Genomic DNA, 20,934 nt, shown 5'->3' with positions numbered 1-20,934 from the left:
CGCTGAGCGGCCTGTTTACCGCCGCTCCGCTGTCATTTCCCCACAATGAATCACTTTTTGTGCCTTATTAATAACCAGCTATTTCAGTGTGGACGAGATCTTTGGTTATTTACCCAGCAACACATTGATTACTATCATAAAAATATAAGATTTTCTGAACAAAATTAATCATTGAGATGCAGAGTGAAAAGCCATATATTGGGCGCGCTTTTTTACATGGGCAGTTCTACTAATTCATTTATTCAACTGCGGCGTTAGTGACAACCCGCGGTTGTAGGAGAGATATGATGACGGATAAAGTCCGTATTGATACTTTAGGTGCGATTTCCTCAAATGGTAACAACGAATCCTATTTAGCCAGACAGGCTGAATTCGAGTCGAATGTCAGAAGCTATCCACGTAAATTGCCGTTAGCAATTGCCAAAGCTCAGGGCGTCTGGATCACCGACGTTGAGAATAATCAATATCTTGATTGCCTGGCCGGTGCGGGAACGCTGGCGCTTGGACATAACCATCCTGATGTACTGCAAAGCATCCAGAGTGTCATTACCAGCGGCTTGCCGTTACATACTCTTGACCTGACCACGCCTTTGAAAGATCGCTTCTCTGAGTACCTGCTCTCTTTATTACCCGGCCAGGGCAAGGAGTATTGCCTGCAATTCACCGGGCCTTCCGGAGCCGATGCGGTGGAAGCCGCGCTGAAGCTGGCTAAAAAATATACCGGCCGCTCTGGCGTCATCAGCTTCTCCGGCGGCTACCACGGTATGACCCACGGTGCGCTGGCGGTAACCGGTAATCTGGGGCCTAAAGAAGCCGTCGACGGCATGATGCCTGAAGTGCAGTTTATGCCTTATCCGCATCAGTACCGTTGCCCGCTGGGTATCGGTGGCGACGCGGGGGTGAAAGCCCTGGCTTACTATTTCGAAAATCTGATCAACGATGTGGAGAGCGGCGTACGTAAGCCTGCGGCGGTGATCCTTGAAGCGCTACAGGGTGAAGGCGGAGCCAACCCGGCCCCGGCGGAATGGCTGCAACGGATTCGTAAAGTCACCCGTGAGCACGGTATCGTGCTGATCCTTGATGAGGTACAGGCGGGCTTCTGCCGGACTGGTAAACAGTTCGCCTTTGAACACGCCGGTATCGAACCAGACATTATTGTGATGTCCAAAGCCGTGGGTGGCAGCCTGCCACTGGCCGTACTGGGGATCAAAAAAGAGATCGACGTCTGGTCTCCGGGTCATCACACCGGCACCTTCCGCGGCAATCAGCTGGCGATGGCTACCGGCCTGACCACTCTGAAGTACCTGAAGGACAATAACATTGCCGATAAAGTGGCTGCTCAGGGCGAATGGCTGAAAGGCAGACTTAATGAGATGCAGAAACGCTTCCCGGTGCTGGGCCACGTACGTGGTCTGGGGCTGATGATCGGCATTGAAATTGTCAAACCTCATGAAGCCGCCGATCACCTGGGAAGCTATCCTGGCGATCCGGAACTTTCTGCGCTGTTGCAGAAAAAATGCTTTGAAGCCGGGCTGATCCTTGAGCGTGGCGGCCGCAACGGTAACGTACTGCGCCTGCTGCCCTCTCTGCTGATCACCGATGAAGAGCTGGGGATCTTTATGGATAAACTGGAACAGGCCCTGATTGCCGCCGGCATTAAGCCCGTCTGAGTGGAGTAAGTTGATGTCCCGGTCTAACCCGATTCTGGCGGCTTCTGCACAAAGCACTGAAGCCTACCAGCAAGCCATTGCCCAGACCAGCGAAGCGGTGGTGCAGTGGTTGCAACAACCTGAGATGTATCAGGGCAAATCCGTTGCTGAACTGCGTGAGCGTATCCGGCTTGATTTCACCCCGCAGGGCCTGGGCAACCAGGCCGCCATCGGGCGCGCCGTCGAATATTTTTTAAAAGACAGCCTGTCAGTACACCATCCGCAGTGCGTGGCGCACCTGCACTGCCCAAGCCTGGTGATCAGCCAGGCGGCGGAAGTACTGATTAATGCCACCAACCAGAGCATGGACTCCTGGGATCAAAGCCCGTCTGCGACCATTATTGAAATGAAGCTGATTGAATGGCTGCGTACCCAGGTGGGTTATCAGGCGGGTGACGCCGGAGTGTTCACCAGCGGTGGCACTCAGAGTAACCTGATGGGCCTGATGCTGGCGCGTGATGCCTTCTTTGCCCGTCAGGGGCACTCCGTTCAGCAGGATGGATTGCCAGGCGACCTGAAAAAAATCCGCGTGATGTGCTCTGAAAATGCCCACTTCTCAGTGCAAAAAAATATGGCGCTGATGGGCCTCGGCTATCAGTCAGTGACGCTGGTGAAAACGGACAGCTGTGCCCGCATGGATGTCAACGATCTGGCGGAGAAAGTGGCTCAGGCGCAGGCGCGTGGCGAACAGATCCTCGCCATCGTTGCGACCGCCGGGACCACCGACGCGGGCGCTATCGATCCGCTGCGCGACATTGCGGCACTGGCTGCAAAACACCATATCTGGCTGCACGTTGACGCCGCCTGGGGCGGCGCACTGTTGCTGTCAGAGCAGTACCGCCACTATCTGGACGGTATTGAGCTGGTGGACTCCATTACGCTGGACTTCCATAAGCAGTTCTTTCAGACCATCAGCTGCGGTGCTTTTCTGTTAAAAGAAGCCCGTCACTATGAGCTGATGCGCTATCAGGCTGCCTATCTGAATTCAGAATTTGATGAAGCGCATGGCGTGCCTAATCTGGTGTCCAAATCGCTGCAAACCACCCGCCGTTTCGACGCACTGAAACTGTGGATGGGACTGGAGGCGCTGGGCCAGAAACAGTATGCAGAGATTATCGATCACGGTGTCAGCCTGGCACAACAGGTTGCCGGGTATGTCTCTGACCACTCTGCCCTGCAACTGGTGATGCAGCCGCAGCTGGCCAGCGTATTGTTCCGCTATGCTCCGGCGCAGCTGACCGACAGCGGTGAGGCTGCCGTTGCCATGCTGAATCAGAGAATCGGTGATGCGCTGTTGGATTCCGGCAAGGCGAACGTCGGCGTGACCGAGCACAACGGCGTTACCTGCCTTAAGCTGACCCTGCTGAACCCCACGGTCACCCTGGACGACATTAAAGTGTTGCTTTCACTGGTTGAAAGTACCGCCGCACAGCTTCCGCAAGCGTGATATCTCTGCCCCATTGTTAACAGAAATGCCGGTTCTCAACCGGCATTTCTGCTTCAGCCTCTCAGACAGTGCTCCTTTCCGCTGCCGTATCATTTTCATCCTCGCTGACCACAAACCAGGGGGTGAATAACGTCCTGCGCAGCCAGCCTTTGGCCGTTACCACCTGCCTTTCACGTCCGATCGGATCATAATAATGCGTGTCAGCAAATAAATCGCGACGGGCACTGTCGTCACTGATGTACTTCCAGTCATTGAGGAAATAAGGCTGATAGGTTCGGACAACCTGGCCCTTATTGTCATACTCGGTACGCCCGGAGACCGCCCAGCGAAACGACGTATGGCTGATGACCGGCACCCCATCCGGCCCGACGGCCAGTGAGCCACTGGCTGTTCGCTGCCACGCTTCGCCATTCGACTGCCGGGCAGCTGTCTGAAGCACACGACCAAAACCGTCGCTGAACACCACCTGCTGACGGATCTGCTGCTGCGGATCGCTGTCATAACGATCGGTAGAGAGCGTCACCACATGAGGGGGTTGCTTCTCAGCACCTTGTTGCATCCAACTGTCCAGCACATACGCCTGGTATTGTGCCACCGGCAGTGGCGATTTCAGCGCAAGCGCTTCTTCAGCCGTAGCCGGCATCGCCATCGTCGCATTACTGTAGCCTGTCAGGTGCCCTCCTTCCGTGCCGCTGAAACGCAGACTGGTGACCCGACCATGCGCATCCAGGGTAATCAAATGCACGTTGTCATTAACATCCGTTACCCTGACCGGAGTCAGAAATCGCCAGTCATACTCAGCTGTGGTGGTCAGCCCGGCAGCATCCTGCATGCGGATTATCACACAGTTATGCACATCGCGCGTCACGGTTACCGCACCCGTCAGCAGGGTATCCCTCTGGCTTACAGGCAGGTAAAAGTGTTCGGCGGCGGCATAGGTTGTATAGCTTCGTCGGGCCGTCTGAAGCCTTGCGGTTGCTTCCCCCCTGCGCGGGAAAAGATACGCCGCAGCGCTATAGCCCGCCTTTGCCAGGGTATCGTCAGTCAGCGTGGCTGACAGGGCGCTGACCATTTTTTCGTCCAGTACCGCCGTTTCGATAAAGGCCACCCGGGGCGGAAAAGCGGGAGTGTCGGTCGTCGCTTCGCCCCTGCCATCCAGATACCAGATTTGCTGCTGGCCGGTGAAGGTATATGGCTGCCCTTCAGCAACAAGGCTGTCATTGCTCAGCAGGTATTCAAGGGTCAGGCCGCGGCCAGCAACGCCGGCAGTATGGACGAACGTATCGCTACGTGTGGCGTCAGCCACACCTGGCAACCAGATTCCCTCTTCCGGCAAGGTCAGATTGTGCCAGCGGTTCTGCTCAAGCGAGAGATAAAGCACCTGTTGCTGCGGGTCATAGCTGCTGGCGAACAGGGTATCAGGCAGTGTGTCCGGATAAGGATTGCTCTGCGGCTTACTGCGACGCGGATAGTTGATGTTTATCCTGCGCAAAGGCTGGCCGTATTCATCACTGGTTAAAAGCACCTGCTGACTACACTGTGGATCGCTGCTGATCCGTTCGTATGTCCAACTGCGGCTTTCCACCACGGAAGTCCAGACCACAGGGTAATCCCCTGCTGCCTCCACCAGACGCACCCGGGGGCGCATTTCATTAATCAGATAAGGTACTTCCGCCTGCTGGCTGCCATCAGCACCATATAATTCACTGCGCAGCAGCTGACCTTTAACGCCACGGTTCAGCCAGAAAATGGTGCTTTCATCTGGCACGTACACCCGCTCATCATCGCTGTGACCGGTGGTAAAGCGCGGAGTAAAGTCGGGAAAGGCGGCTACATCGCCACGCCAGTATTCATCCGACAGATGTTGATCAACTGCGGGCAAACCGGTGGCATACCAGTTACGGCTGATGGCAGGCAGGGTGATCTCTTCAGCCGTCCCCTGACTGGCAACCGTGTCCGTATCAATGACGACCACCGAACCAAACCCGCGAAACTCACCCTCCAGACCATCCCATACGCCGTGCCGGTAGCTGACCCTGCTGACCAGACGGTTTCCGGTTATTTCATCCTCAGTGGTGGTTCGGCACAGTGTATGCAATACCAGCGGCAGGTAGCTGACAGGCGTCGGTTTTCCGGCCGCTGCGGCATCCGCCTTTTGATCAAGCCAGAACTGTGCCGAGCTGCGGTAATCCAGGCTTTGCCTGGCACCCATGTTATTGTTCTGCTGATTCAGCAACCATGGTTTCCTGTCCGACAGGTGACATATCCAGTGGCGCGGAACCGGATGCGGAACGGTCAGTAACAGGCTTGAGATGCCCAGACCCTGTACATCTGCCAGCTGAAGGCTACAGGTGCGGTCATAGCGCACACCTGCCGGCAGACGGACGGTAAAGGGTTCGGCAAAGTGATTACCACTCTGGTTGCGGTACAGCAGAAGATGATCGCTGAAGGTGTAAATCAAATCGGTGGTGCCCGAACCGTCTGTATCCGCCATGTATAACTGGTCCGGATTGAAACTGGCTACAGGCTGACTGAAACCAGCCATGCAGACAGGCGCGCCAAAACGGCCATGCCCCAGATTCGGCCAGTAGCGAACGCCTTCTGCACGTATCTCCGTCAGTTGTTGCTGCCCGCTGCCAGCCATATCACTGAAGGCCACCATCACACGGGCGTTCGAGTCTGGCACCGGCAGCGTAATGTCAGGCGACAGTATGATCGTCTGCGCTTTTTCCCAGCCGTTGCCATTTCCGGTATAAAGTTTCAGGCTTTTGGGTCCGATAAGTACCAGATCCGCAAGGCCATTACCGGTAATATCTGCCAGTTGTATCTGCGGATGAGCATATTCCACTGGCAATGCTGAAAGTGGAGCAAAGTGTTGCCAGTCCCGCTCTGGCGTGCGGTGATAACTTCCCGCAAAGCCCGGTGACGTTACCATCCACTCCAGATAACCATCACCGTTCAGGTCGGCCAGAATGCCATCTCCCCGCAGGGAGGGAGTGGTGGGCAGCTTCCGCGCCTTATCCCAGGTGACCGCATCAGCTTCAGCATCAGGTTTGCGTATTGGAGCGCGATACCACCAGGCACCATTATCCTGATAGAGGATACCCGCCACGCCTTCGCCATCCAGATCAACCATCTGATACGGTTGCAACAGATTCATTTTTGCCAGGTCATCACGTTGCTGCCACTCTACCCTACCCGCCAGCGGGGGGGTGAAGCGTTGCCAGTCGAACGTCAGTGGCGGCATCTCACACTGCCTGCTGTCCACTTCATACGCAATCTGACGCACGTTTTTGAGGGTGGTAACCGACGGTGACTGGTCATAATCCAGCAAGAGACGGGTAACAAGTTGGGGTTCATCGCCGGTTTTTTCCATTCCATCCAACGCTGTTACCGCGTGATACATCAGTACCTGACGGCACAGGCGACGGGTACGCAGATCGAATCCGTATTGATAGCCAGAAAATCGATCCTGGCGACAATGCCAGTTGCCCTTGCCGGGAGCGATCCAGTCTGTCGCTACCGCAGAGTCTGCTTCGCGTTCGCCATAATCCAGTACCACCACAAACAGCCAGTCTCCGGCTACAGGTTCCTCGCCAGTACCCGGTAAGAAACGCCCGGCCTTGCGGTTTCCGTACCAGGCCGCCACCAGATAACGCTGTGCAGTGGCGTGCGGGTGTGCCGTATTTTCGTCCTCTTCGCAGCCGATATTATCCTCAGCACGATACTGATAATAAATCTGCTCGCCGGTCATCGACACGGAGGACGCCAACAGCCAGACCGCAGTCCGAACGGTATTTTCAGGGTCATACAAGCGCGTCTGCGGGCTGTACCCCATCAGATGGACCTGACCATCCGGGCTGTAGATCACCCAAAAGTCAGCGCCAGTACTCTCTTCTGGCAGCCAGTGTTCAAGCCGGCTGAAGTCACTTTCCAGGCGTGACCGATACGTATCCACCCGGTGGATACCGGGCAGGTCAATGCCGGATAGTGATCTCGCTGTGCGGGTTTTGGCGGTCCCTTTCGCCGTCAGCTCTGGCACCAGTACCTCACCATCAGGGCCGGTAAATTGATCTGATTCATCATACTCCGGCACGCCATTATGGATACGACGACGTATGGCAGGCAGGCTGATATTCCAGCCGATACCAAAGGGGCCATTACCGTTTCTGCTGTGATAACTGAGCGTCAGCGAAGGTGCATAACCCCTTCCGGCAGAGATCGGCAGCGCCAGGCTTAGCGTGGCTGCACCGTCAGGTCCTGCGGGGGCAATATCGCCTTTCAGGCCAGTTATCGCACCGCCCCCCTTTGGTAGCGATGGTGCTTCCAGCTTTAAGCTGTCTGAATTTTGCATAATGAGCTCCCACAGGCTCCCTTGCAGGAGCCTGATAAAACAAAAATGGTGTCAACTGACGATGGTGTAACGAATGTGCAGGATGATATCCGTCAGCGTAAGTAACAGCGCTTTTTGCTTATCGTCTGCCATCGGGAAGCTCAGGGTAAGGACGCCGGAATTATCTACCGGAATCCCCTCGAACGGCAGCCAGCGACCATCACTGAAGTCCAACTGAAACTGGCCGCTGTCATTAATGCCGTGCGACACGGCTAAAGCCTCACATCCACGCGGCATCACGACATCGCCGCCGTAGCTCAGGACCGCCTGCACATCCTGATAAGGTCCGGTCAGTGCTGGCAAGGTGACGCTGATTTGTTTAATGCGCCTTGTGGCACCCAGCGAGGCCGGATAGTCATTGCCAATCTTGAGGTCTGAGAGCGTCAGTGTTGCCTGTAGCTGCTTATCTGTAGTGGCGGTCAGTCCGTTCCCCGTCACACCTGCGTGGCTCTTACTGGTTGTAACCAGAGATGTCAGTTCATCAGCGAGAACAAAGGCATTTGAGGAGAGCGCAGCATAGACTTCCGACAGACAGACTGTCCGCGTAACCTCTTTCTGTCGTTCGTCTCTCTGCAGATAAGCCTGCTCCATCTGAGCCAGATTGAGCATCAGGTTTTCTCCGGCCATCAGTCCTCCCCAGGCTCCCTGCCATGCCCCGGGACGAATGAAGGCCGCCGCGTGATTAAACGTCCACTTGTACGCTTCTTCAGCCATCAGACAGCGCGAAACCGTCAGGTCATAAAACTGGTAGTAAATGGCTGCCAGCTTGCCGCGCAACCAGTTGTAAAGTGCCGTACTGGTAAAACGATTCTGAAGGAAGATCATCTGCGCCTGCATCTGGCTCTGTTGCGTGGTCAGATATGTTTTTTGCAACACGGCTGCTTCGTGACGTATCGCCAGCGCCTCCAGTTGAGCATCAATCTGCTTCACATCAGACTCTGCCTCATTGCGCTGCATTTCCCACTCCTGGCGGCGGCGGCGGTAAACTTCTGACTGACTGATACGCTCAGCAGTAATATTTGAGGCATCGCCGCTTATCTGAAGACCGAGGGCTGCTGCGTTGATCAGCGCACCATAGCGCGCGCCCCCCACCGCCATACCATAAATATTGGGAACCATTTCCAGCGCAGCGCCAGCCATATGCATTGCTGTCGCGCTGGCGGTGATGACGGAAGAGCTCAGATACAGATCCATCGCCCGCTTCTCGCCGGTGTTGATGTTTTCGTCATACAGCCTGGAGTAGCTGTCAAGGCGCGACTGTGCGCTTCTCAGACTCTCCTGCAACGTGGCCCGGTCGGCATCAATTTCAGCGATATGTTGACTCTGCATGGCAATACTTTGCAGGATTAATTCACTGCCCTGATTTTGTAATAATTCAGAGAGCGCCTCGGCATCCTGACGTTCGGTAATAGCAAGCAGTGTGGTGCCGAACTGGCTCAGCTGGCTCACCATTGCCCGCGAGCTTTCCAGAATGACCGGGAATCGGTACGCAGGCATCACAGAGGCTGGCAGGCTGGTGCCACCCTGCGAGGCTCTCACCGCAGCGCTGAGTAACGCCGCCGGGTCGGCAGGTGTCGCATAGATGGAAAGCGACAGAGGATTACCGTCGATGGACAGATTATGGCGCAGGTTGTAGAGCCGCTGTGCCAGGGTCTGCCAGTATTCTGCCAGTCTTTCATTCTGCTGTGGCAGAAAAAGACTGGTCAGCGAGTTGGCGCTAAACAGTTGACCAGAAACAACCTGCTGGCGCACGCTCAACAACCGCTGCTGGACCAGCGTCTGGATGGTTTCATCAGCCGCATCGCGCAACGTGGGGCTGCTCCAGCTTACTGCCGACGGCAGATGAGGCTTCTCGCCAAGAAGCTCCAGCGCCTGGACGTACCACATTTTGGCTTCATTAAGCGTGTCTCGTTCAAGCTGGCGGTAGGCACTGTCACCACGAGCAATCAGCAGGTCGAGCCAGGACATAAAGGTAGCAACCTTATAGTGCATCGGGTCGGCCTGAGCCACAGCATCAGGGTCGAGTGAGTCCAGTGGGTTAGTATGCCAGGTCGTCTCTTCCTGAAGCGGGCGCACGTTCCACTGATAGAGTGCGGGAACGTCATTGTGCAGGTAACCCTCCGGACTCCAGATGTATTTAATCCATTGCGTTGCTTCAGTAAATTTCCCTTCGCTGAGATAACGTCTGAAGACCATCATGGGTACGTAATAAAACATTTCCCAGAAGTAAAGCGCATTGGCTCCGCTAAAATCCATCGGTTCGCTGGTGTCACTCAGTATGGTGACGCTGTTAAACATGCTGATATCTGACGACGGATTAATTCTGACAGCCGTCTGACTGTTGTCAGTATATTGAAAGTGGGGACCTTTCCAGCTACCGTCGCCTGCTGTCCTGGTTCTGAGAAAAACTTTGGCGCAATAATTTACGTTGAGCGGCTTTTCATCTAAAGGGACAAACAACCTGACACTGTATTCTGATTCGGTCAGCTGACCGGAATACACCACGTGAGCATTGTTATCCACGACATGCTTGAGATTAAGGGTAAAATCAGGGCTGTTGCCATGAACCTTTGCATCATACGGCGGCAGCACAAAATCTACGTAGAAACCCTTGCCGAGTTTTGGCTCCAGCAGTTGTTGAGTCTCCATTGAGAGAATGGCATTAAGGCCAGAATTTGCCCGAGCAACCAGCTGTTTTGCAAATAAGGTATTTACCCTGATACGGTGAACGCCATACTGTAAATATTGGGCATAGGTACTGGTACGATTCAGTGTAATTAGTGGCACTGATGTTCTTGTCATCCGGGTCAAAGTCAGACTAAGAACTTCTCTACCAAGTGGTTGTTTATCTCCCGAAGGTGCATTCGCCTCTACGGTGAAATCAATCCGGGCTGAGTTACCATTGAATATATTCAGAGGGACATAGACTGTATGGTTACTGAAATTAAATAATGTTTCTTCAAAAGAAAATTTTGGACGTGTAACGGCCGTAATAGTTTGACCTGCAACAGAAAGCTTCACATTCTCCTGACGCACATTGGTATCAAGATAAACAAAATCAGAGAATTTAAAGTCATACCCGGCCTGCGGAAAAGGATTGCTTCGGCATACCAGGATATTTTGCGTTAAATTACTGAGCCTGCTGTCTGAACCACTCCAGAGTCCTGAAGCCTCCAGCGTAGCAAGATTACTTGCAGCAGGATTTTGATTGCTGATTGCATAGTAAATGCTGTGTTGTGGTCGGGGGTTCGGTCCCAGAATGGTTAAACCCAAATAATCATTGCCAGGCAGAAAAAAGACTTTATTTGCGGATCTGTTTACGACACATTCTGTTGTAAACCTGTATGAGCTGGCATAGGCTCCGACATCAACCGAAGTGGGTAGATAATAACCCCCTCCAATACGGCCACTCAATTTCATCATATCTACCTGGGTCTGCGAACGACTTCCCGGGAATCCATTAAAAACAATACGGACGGTGGCATCAAATTTAATGGCAACATGTCCTGCTGACACAGTCGCTGTGACATTCGACAACGAACTTCCAGACATATTTGTGTATTGCTGGTATCCCCAGCCACCGCCATCGGAAGTTACGCCTGATACACTAATCCGTGTTTCGCCGCCCGTATAAGGTGTGTTCAGCCTTACGTCTGTGGTGGTATCCAGTTGTTGATATATATAGCCGGCCGTTTCTATTGACACATTTGACGTGATATTTTCACTGCTGCCGTCAGCAGAAATACTTAATCCGACAATGTTCCTGGGTATATCGCTGTAACTACGCTCTTTTTTGTAAAAGTAGATATATAACTTCTCCAGCTCTGCATCCTGTGCGCAGTAGATGCCTGTGTCAGTAATAGCAACATTCGCTGGTGGTAGAATATCCTGACCGGGCGTGATGGTTACCGGAGCACTCCACGTACTGTCATGCTGAATGTGGGCATATTTCAATAAATATTCAACAGACTTTAATGTTGTATTTCCCGACGTAGTCGCCACCTCACGGCTTTCAACCCAGACAACATATAACCTTGACTGGAATACAACCGGACGGACCAGGTTTGTAACCGGAGAAATACCGGCAGCGATCTTTTTCCACTCACTCCATGCATTAGCGGGTAACTTACCGTCAGACATTTTATTGATATCAGCCGAACGCCAGTAATAATCGCCTGTCGGAGAACATCCGATAATATATGTTGTGCCACTGTGATCGCTGACGCTGTCATGATAGCCACTAACAATATCAAGGTTGGCAATCTCTTCAAAACGGGTCATATAAGTTTTGAAGGCTGCCTCTACCGTATCGCTGGTCAGCTGACTCTGGCTGAGCGACTGTAGCATTTCATCCATCATGCCGGTCTGACCAAGGCGCATCGTCGGGTCAATGTAATTTTCCGGATAATAGACCAGTTCTGACATCCCGGCCCAGGTGCTGTAGCGCTTGTTACAGACGTCCCAGTCAGTAAAGAACTGGCGCGACCTGGTCCTGTAATCCACTTCATCTTCCTGCCCTGCCAGCGCACGATTGACATAAAGCTGTATGGCAGCAATGGCTTCTGCCACACGGGTGGTGATGACCTGTGCTGAGACCTGATTGTCAATCAACAGCCAGCTGTAAAGCTTTTCACGATCGGTTACCCATGATGGCGCAATTTTTTGGATCACGTATCCACTGGCGGCAGTACTGAGCGCTTCATCAAGCACCTGCTGCTGCTGCGCCATCTGTTGGGTGCTGAGTCCGGCCTGAATAATTTCACTTGCGGCTAGCCAATCGGCATAACCAGAGCGCTGAGTCAACGCGGTATGCATCAGATTTAACAATCTGGCGAGTGAGCCTGGCGAGATACTCAGCCTCGTGGCGGCATCCACCCACTGTAACGCATCACGCAAATGTATCCAGCTGTAAAAAAACCTGTAACTGGAACATTGTCGCAGCGCCTGGCTCAGCGCCTGCTCATCCAGGTTAAGCGCCGATGCTACCGTTCGCACTGCAAGATTATTTTTTTCATTATCGGCTTTGCCACTTAGCGAGGTGATGATTTCAGAGGCACTCGCACCGCAGCGGGAGAGAACATCATGCAATAAGGTCAGGTCACGTAGCATGGCAATATCATGCGCCACGACGGTCGCTTTTTCCGTCATGATGGTGGGATGATCGACAACCCATGAGAGTTCACTCGCACGAAGTGCAGCCTTGCGGACAAAAAGCGTTAACTGTCCCAGTTTCTGGCAGTAAGAAACCAGTTGAACGGTTTCAGCCTCACTCCGTTTGTCTTTAACTACCAGAGTCAGAAATGCCCCTGAAGAGAGCCCCTGCGGTTTAAGCTGTCTTAGCCACGTCAGGATGGCTGTAGCAATTTGAGCGGAGTCAAGCTGCATGGCGGCAGCAATAAACGGCGCGGCGGCGCTGATAAGCCCGGCTTCATTCATCCCGCTGAGTTCCCGGTTGGCCAGGCCATTTTTCAGCGTCGTCAACAGATTTTCAATGTCTGGCGACAGCGTGGTGCTGTAACGATCGGTGGTCATCAGGTACAGGTCGCTGACGCTCCAGTTCATCTGCTTCAGCCAGCGTGTGTACTGATCAACAAAACTTATCAGTCTGGCTACATCAGCAGCAGAGAGCATATCGATAGCCTGGGTGGCATAAGGTGAAACAGAGAGCAACGCAGCCAGTTCAGTTACGCTTAAGCCATGCAGTTCAGCCAGCAGGCTTACGCGAAAGAGGCTGGACAGGTTGTTAATGTTGCAGGTGAAATTCGATGCATTTTGCTCACCGCCAGCTAACAGCCATAACGTGTATAATTCCGTATCATTGACTTTGAAGGCTCGCTTGAGCACCCCCGTGCGGTAGGTATCTCTTACCTGGTCAGGCTTGAGATTGACGGTGGTGCCATTAGCAGAGAACATCTGATTATTTAGCGGCGGATTATTAAAAAGACGGGTGAAAAGGCTGGCGTGGCTTTCCCTGGTGGTCTGGGTAATCAACGAACCGGAAAGCACCAGCGCTTTGGCTGCGTCAATACCATAATTTTGCATACTGGCATTGACCCTGAACAGCTGGCTGAGTACCTCCGCATTAATATTAAGCTCATTGTTGTTGCTTGCAACAACGGTGTGGATATCATTTAAAGCAATGCCAGTTGCTTTGTAGAGGCGAATAAGCTTGTTTAATTTAAGCAGGAAAACACTAAAGGGATAACTACTGATATCGTAGTTAACACTGGCATAATACCCTCCGCCCAGACGGGTAACATTGATAGTCACCGTTTTTTTTGTCTGCTCATCGGATAAATTAACCGGCAGGCTGATTGGTACGCCTCTTTGAACATCGTAATATGTACTGTTAAAAATATCCCTTGAGCCTTTTCCATGAGTCCCAACCTGCATGGAACCCGCTCTGGCGTTATCTACAATACTAAAGTTAAAAATATATTTATTCAGATCAATCGGCACCAGTTCTGCAAAGCCAAATTGATAGGCATTGTGTCCATTAGTCCGTCTGATCAGGATGGCACTTAGCTCTCCGTCATCGTTATTCAACAGTGACACCAGTTTGTTTGATTTATATAGCTGTGCGTCTGGATCGACATCCACGCCTGCAATTACCAGTCCCAGTAGCGATCTCGTCTCATCATCTGTCAGGCCATAGTAGCGTGCAAGATATCGGACATTTTGAAATAACATTACATCCTTATCTTCACCGAAGTTTTTAATTATCAGGCTGTCTGCATTCTCTTCGGTGATTTCTTCGGTGAGGATATCAAGCAGCTCCGGTGAAATATCGGCCTGGATGCTCAGCAATGAGGCAGTATCAATTTTTGCCGCTACGGCCGGATTTTTACTAAAGACCGTAAAATCAGGATCCTGTAACAAGATAGCCTGCCGGGTGGCTTCATAAGCCTGATTGTAAGGCGTGCTCCCTGTCTGACGCCATGTGGCAAGTAGCTCTGTTACCTCGTTGTAATCTTTATTTTCATTCGTTTTGATATTGTTGAGCAACAGTTCGTTCGACAGGGAAAGAGTGGACAGCTCGTCGTCCATATTTTTCTGTGACAGTGACAATGAGGCCAGGTCCGGGCGACGCACATCCAGATGATACGCTGAGGTGTCAGGGTGAAGGTTTCTGGACTCACGATAAAGTTCGGTCAGATAGCCAGCCGGTGAAAACATTGAGGCTACACTTCCAGGCATTACGAAGTTGCTGGCACGTGCGGGGAACAGGTGGTCGTAGCCGCCCAGCATTGATGACTGGCGGATACCAAGCTTAATGGCATGTGATAACTGTGGGTTGGCGCGGCTAAGAATGCGGGATTCTGCCATTTTATTTTTTTTTAGTTCCTGCTGCGCCTGCTGATAAATAAAGTTTTTTTCTCCCCATGTCAGGCTGTCGCCAGCCAGTTCTTTAACATCAGAAAAAGAGCGCATCATAATATCAGGAAGGGTAATCCCACTCTCAGGGGTGAATTTAATGCCGCTCTCCCCCTCTTTCTTTTTGTTGATTTTATTCAGAATTTCACTTGCGGAATACATATCGTCCACCTGTTAATTGGATATATGTCAGTTGCCCATGAAAATTAACAACATGGACTCATATCTGTCAGCTGCGTTTGCTGTCAAACTTCAAAATATCAAAAAAAAGAAATTTAACAGTTGCTATTATTGAAATGTAAATTTCAAAATTGGCAACGAGCGTAAATTAAATTATTTTAAATATCATTTGGATTTTATGATTTTTCAGCATGAGGTGGCATGGTAATAAAAATCTGTGGGAGTATTTTTAAATCAGGCCTTGTAAAACTGTGGTGCAGTTACCACAAATGCGAACAGCTTCGGGGTTTTGTAAAATATGATTATCTGATTGGTGATGTGATTTAAATTTTTCGTTATAAGATAATGCTGACCGGTTATGCACTGGCCAGTTTTGAATATATTTATTTTAATAATCTGGCCCGACAGTTTTTACCTTTAATTTTAACCCGCTGTAAGTGTTTTATTGCCTGACTGGCGCTGCCGGCATCAACAGCCACGAAAGCATGCGCTGCTGTAACAGAAATTTTCCCGATCGATTCGGCGTTTAATCCTGCCTCACCGGTCAGAGCACCAAGAATATCGCCAGGCCGAATTTTTGCTTTCTTACCACCATCGATCATCAACGTTATCATTTCCGCTAACAGCGACTGAGGTCTGATGGATTTCAGGGAGCCGGTATCATTCCATACCACTTTTTGTTGCAGAAAATCTTCCAGCGCAACAGCACGAACCATTTCATCAGGTGCGACGAAGCTGACTGCCACCCCTTTTTCCCCCGCGCGTGCGGTTCTGCCGATGCGGTGCAGGTGCACTTCCGGATCGAATGAGAGTTGATAATTCACCACCATCGCCAACATTTTCACATCCAGTCCACGGGCAGCGACATCCGTGGCCACCAGAACGCGACAACTGCCGTTGGCAAAACGAACCAATACCTGATCACGTTCACGCTGTTCAAGGTCGCCATGCAGCGCAAGTGCGCTTATCTGCCGACTTTCGAGGGCACGCGCAATATCGTCACATTCGCGTCTGGTATTGCAGAAAACCACGCAGGATGAGGGTTGTCTTAAACTTAACAAGCCTGTAAGGGCGCTGAGCTTCTCTGTCGCATTGACTTCGTAGAACAGCTGCTCAATATCTGATAAATCCGGTGCCACATCGATTTCTACAATCTGAGGATCACGCTGAATACGTTGACTGATTTGCTTAATATCATGAGGCCAGGTGGCAGAAAACAACAGCGTCTGGCGGTTAACAGGACAGTACTCGATCAGCGTATCGATTTCCTCGCGAAAGCCCATTTCAAGCATCCGGTCGGCTTCGTCCAGTACCAGCGTTTTCATTTGCGTCAGTTTCAGTGTTGAACGCTTAAGGTGATCAACGATACGTCCTGGCGTGCCCACCACAATGTGCGGAGCGTGTAACAGAGAGTCACGCTGTGCCGCCGCGGGTTGACCGCCACAAAGAGTAAGAATTTTTATATTGGCAGTGAAACGAGCCAGACGACGCAATGATTCCGCAACCTGCTCAGCCAGCTCCCTGGTCGGGCAGATGACCAGCGCCTGTGTTGAATAGTTTGTCGCGTCAATTTGTTGCATCACCCCCAGGCCAAAAGCTACCGTTTTGCCACTGCCGGTTTTGGCCTGGGCACGGACATCCTCCCCTGCCAGTATTGCGGGTAAGGACGCGGCCTGAACAGGGGTCATAAGGTGGTAACCCAGTTCATTCAGGTTGGCGATTTGACTGGCGGGAAGTGAAGTGAGGTTGGCGAATGCGGTCACAAATTACTCTCTGATAGAACCGAAAATGATTCCCGCGATTTTAGCAGATAATCTTTGCAGGTCGCTATCACAGGATCACTGTGATATGGCGGAACCAGACGACATCGTCAGGGGTTAACAGATATACGTTTTATTTATCACCCTTTCCATTGACAATTTATGTCACTCCTTATTGCAACGGTATCGCAATTTAACAGCGCCGGGTATATCTTCTTGAGTTTCAGTTTCCATGCGTTACCCATGATGAACACCAGCGGTCAATAGTAGTGTAGTCATTTTTCAGATCCTCCCATCCTGCAAATCACCTGTTGGCTATCTGAAATCAGCAGGATGGGTAATAGTAGTATGACGCCAGTTTTTTTATCATCAGGCGATTAATAAATCCCCCGAACAACGTCTGGCCAACGTTGTTCAATAATCATATAAATAAATCCATGGTTGTCCCCAGGGGGCGGAATGCAGATCGGGTGGCATATTAACGGAGTAGAAATTCTGCCGATAAACTTTACGCTTCCAGCTAACCTGCTCGCCATGAGTTGAATAAATTTTTTGACTCTCCCAAGCAGGAAAAGGTGCATCCGGCACGACAGGATCCACATCCGGAACAGGATGGATGGGATCCGGAGTCAAATCCGGAATGTTGTAATCATATAAGTAGATCCAGGGTTGGCCCCAGGGGGCAGAATTTACATCGGGCGGCATGTTTACTGAATAAAAGTTCTGTCGATAGACCTTTCCTTTATATAAAACCAGCTCTCCATGCGTTGAATAGACCTTCTGACTGTTCCACGCAGGGACCGATGCCTCATCCGGTACATCCGGGATTTCGGGTTCGTCTGGCACATCCGGAATTTCAGGTTCATCCGGTACATCCGGAATTTCAGGTTCATCCGGTACATCCGGAATTTCGGGGTCAACTGCCTGCCTGATATAGTCCGGAAGACACATAAAATATTTAGCCCAGTACAGACTGACCTGCCTGTCAGGCAATGACGTAATGGCCAACAAGATGGCATCACGAACTGAGGCATACTGTGATTCCTGCTGCGCAGGGTTTTGCAACAATGCTCCCGCCGTTTTGTCTATCCAGGCAATAAGTGTGGTTTGAGGAATATTACTCAGTTGGCTATTTTTAAGACCACTGGCAGTGATGCTTAAAGTAATATGTTTGTTTTCATCACTGATCAGATCGCCAAATTCCGGTGTAATATTCAGCCGACCTGGCTGTTGATGAAATATCTCAATACGACTATCTGTAGTAAAAGGTATTTCATCATAACTCAACGCTGTTTTCGAGCCAGGTATTACTTTACGAAAAACTTCACTACCAGAGGAATTAAAAATGGATATTTCCGCATAGGTTTGCCCCGAAAAAAGAGAATGTGGTTCCTGATCGGTTATCTCGATACAAATCAGCATCTTTTTGAAATCAATAGTGACAGAGGAGAATATTTTGTCCTCACTCCCTCTCAGGAAAAATATCTAATTATATAACGGAAAATGCGTACTGGCGGTCTGGCCAGTATGATGTGGCGTAACGCGTTTTTTGTTCATTAAAATATCCCACTGTGATGGTCAGAAATATAAATTCATCCGTAAAAAATAACACTTAACATTGTCTGAGTTAATTTTAATTATTGCCTGCTGGTGATTAAAAATTAGAGCCTGACTATTTTTAACTCATTTGATATTAAATAGTAACACCTGCATGAAAGAATATAATCATCCTCCTGCGGACATATCTCAGTAAACTCAATGCATTAAAGAACGATATCGTTTTTTTCCACTGACTGATATGTGCCAGTGATTTTAATTAGAGCATGTTGCTGCACTGATTCCATTCATGATGCCTCTTTACGAAATATGAAAAAGATGGCTAAATTTAAATATCACCCAGTTCCTTCTCATCGTAATGTCAGTTCAAAAGATTAACCTATTAAGGAAAAAGTATGAGCGATAAAATTTTTACAATTTATGGCTTTGGAAAAGTTGCCAATTACACCGCCAAAGATAAGCGAACCAGGCAACGCAGTGCACATCAGTTGACACCCTATTATATATTGCAGGGACAAACCGTTCGTATCACACTTTCAGGTGACGATCATGGTCTGGTAGAAGCAGCAACCGGTTTACCCGGAATGGACAGCCGTCAGTATTACACACTTAACCGCGGCGTTAACACTTTTCAGTCTCGCGGCAATGGCATTTTGAGCTTTCTGAATAAAAACGATTATGGCCAGGTCACGGTGGAAATTAATTCCTCGCCACAAAGGATTCCATACTTCAAACTTCACCACAGCACGGAAAACAGCTGGAAACAGGAAATTAACACAAATCTCAGTGCCCCTGTCGCTCTGTTATCAAGTGAGCTGGCTGATGTGGTGGTGAGTACTAAAAGCGCGCGAGATAACGTGGTGAGTGCCAGTGAATTAATGCGTGATTTTGATAGTTTTTTGAAAGTACAGGATGACACTTTAGGTGTAAGTAAAAATGGCAAGGCTGATTTCAGAATCGATCCAAACAGAAACCTCCATGTCGAAGCATCAAGTGGTTATATGTTTGCAGCAAATGAATATACCGGCTATGTTGGCACGGCAGCGATGCAACGTTTACTTCGCACCAATAACCGTTGGGGGATATGGCACGAAAATGGCCATCAGCGTCAGCAACACGCCTGGCAATGGAATGGCGGGACAGGAATGACCGAAGTGACGGTCAATATTTTTTCATTGATGTCACAGGAGAAGATGGTTGGTCAGGTTACTGCCCTTACTAATTATTACCCTGCTATCAGAGAATTTCTTTCGCAGGATAAAAAAGATTTTGACGCAGCACCTGTCGATATGAAATTGGGTCTGTTCTGGCAACTTCGCCTGGCATTCGGCGAGGGGTTTTATCCTCAGCTTCATCAGCGTTACCGTTTAATGAGTACTACCCCAGCAACAAGTGCGGCAGCTCAACAAAAGAGCCTGCTGATACGCACCGTATCAGAAGTTGTCAATATTAATATGATCCCGTTTTTTGAAAAGTGGGGAATCGAGCACGATAATGCCACATCAAAATATCTTGAGCATTACCCTGCTCTGGAGAAACCGCTTTGGGAGAACACCGATCAACACTATTACACGCTGGATATGCCTGAAAAAAAATATGTCCCGGAACTTATCCATTTAAGAAAAAATATTACTAATATTGTACTAAACAGTAATGAGGTCAGATTTACCCTTGACGATGAATGGTGTGTGCCCTTTCATTACGTTATCAAAAAAAATGGCAATTTCCTTGCGAAAATTGAAGCGGGGAAAGCTTACTATTGCTCAATTCAGATCGTCAGAAATAAATGTAACGTAAGCTTTATTTTTAACAGCAATGACAGATTACAGGATAATGATATATTTGAAATAGAAGCCCATCTCAACGGAGAAAAGCATTCTCTTTTACAAACATCTGTCAATATGATGAACCTTCAGTCAGAAATTGACGCATTGTTCAGTAATGCTGATCAGACAGAACTGCATCTGAATGTCACACAGGAATATCTTGATGCTTTATGGCATCAAACAGAGAAACTGTCAGCCCGTTATGATGTCGTTATTATGCTGATCAAAGCGCAACAAATACTGCTGGAAAGGACATTATCCAATGCAGCTTTTGCAAATTCATTTTATGAGGTGGTTTTCTCATCTTCTGATTTCAAAAAATATACCTATCAGGTGTATTAGCTCAGACCTGATCTGACAGTTACCGGTTATTTATACAGGTGTCTGTCAGATTACATCTGGCTTAAGTTTTTCTCAGCCCAGATGTGTTTTCCATCAAGTAACGTTTCCATTGGCGTCCGGCCACAGCACATTTTCCCCTGATGGGTTCGTTCATTATTATAGTGAACCAGCCATTCATCAAGATCCGACTGTAATGTATCGAGTTCGCCATACAGTTTTTTGCGGAATGCTACCTGATAAAACTCCTGCAATATCGTCCTGTGGAACCGTTCGCAGATGCCGTTCGTCTGCGGCGACATCGCTTTGGTCTTCGTGTGGTCGATATCATTTATTGCCAGATAAAGCT

At 50.1% G+C, this 20,934-nt stretch carries 8 protein-coding genes; 3 read left to right on the top strand and 5 right to left on the bottom strand.

Going from position 1 to position 20,934, the window contains the following annotated elements:
• The first annotated feature begins 284 nt into the window (after window positions 1–284).
• The gene (locus BG55_RS02460) at window positions 285–1,670 is read left to right on the top strand and encodes a diaminobutyrate--2-oxoglutarate transaminase (protein ID WP_034934017.1); all 1,386 of its coding nucleotides are present in this window, start codon (window positions 285–287) and stop codon (window positions 1,668–1,670) included.
• A 13-nt stretch (window positions 1,671–1,683) separates the two neighbouring features.
• A complete protein-coding gene (locus BG55_RS02455) occupies window positions 1,684–3,156 on the top strand; it encodes a pyridoxal phosphate-dependent decarboxylase family protein (protein WP_034934015.1) in 1,473 nt (490 codons plus the stop codon).
• Between the two features lie 61 nt (window positions 3,157–3,217).
• Here BG55_RS02455 and BG55_RS02450 read toward each other — a convergent pair whose 3' ends face one another.
• The 4 genes from BG55_RS02450 to BG55_RS23120 form a co-directional block, all read right to left on the bottom strand.
• Entirely contained in the window at window positions 3,218–7,510 is a 4,293-nt protein-coding gene (locus tag BG55_RS02450; protein WP_034934013.1) for a SpvB/TcaC N-terminal domain-containing protein, read from the bottom strand.
• 51 nt (window positions 7,511–7,561) lie between these two features.
• A complete protein-coding gene (locus BG55_RS02445; protein ID WP_034934011.1) occupies window positions 7,562–15,085 on the bottom strand; it encodes a Tc toxin subunit A-related protein in 7,524 nt (2,507 codons plus the stop codon).
• Between the two features lie 401 nt (window positions 15,086–15,486).
• Window positions 15,487–16,866: an ATP-dependent RNA helicase DbpA gene (gene dbpA / locus BG55_RS02440; RefSeq protein ID WP_034934010.1), complete on the bottom strand. Its 1,380-nt coding sequence runs from the start codon at window positions 16,864–16,866 to the stop codon at window positions 15,487–15,489.
• A gap of 411 nt (window positions 16,867–17,277) precedes the next feature.
• Entirely contained in the window at window positions 17,278–18,339 is a 1,062-nt protein-coding gene (locus tag BG55_RS23120) for a putative mucin/carbohydrate-binding domain-containing protein (RefSeq protein WP_268745045.1), read from the bottom strand.
• Between the two features lie 476 nt (window positions 18,340–18,815).
• Here BG55_RS23120 and BG55_RS02430 point away from each other — a divergent pair, with 476 nt between their 5' ends.
• Window positions 18,816–20,588, top strand: a complete 1,773-nt coding sequence (locus BG55_RS02430; RefSeq protein ID WP_034934007.1) for a M60 family metallopeptidase — start codon at window positions 18,816–18,818, stop codon at window positions 20,586–20,588.
• 50 nt (window positions 20,589–20,638) lie between these two features.
• On the opposite strand, the gene BG55_RS02425 is transcribed toward BG55_RS02430, so the two are convergent.
• The coding region (locus BG55_RS02425; protein WP_034933296.1) for an IS481 family transposase at window positions 20,639–20,934 on the bottom strand (296 nt) is incomplete at its 5' end.

This window comes from Erwinia mallotivora (assembly GCF_000590885.1).
GTDB classification, from domain to species: Bacteria; Pseudomonadota; Gammaproteobacteria; order Enterobacterales; family Enterobacteriaceae; genus Erwinia; species Erwinia mallotivora.
This window is presented reverse-complemented; position numbering and strand designations above follow the sequence as displayed.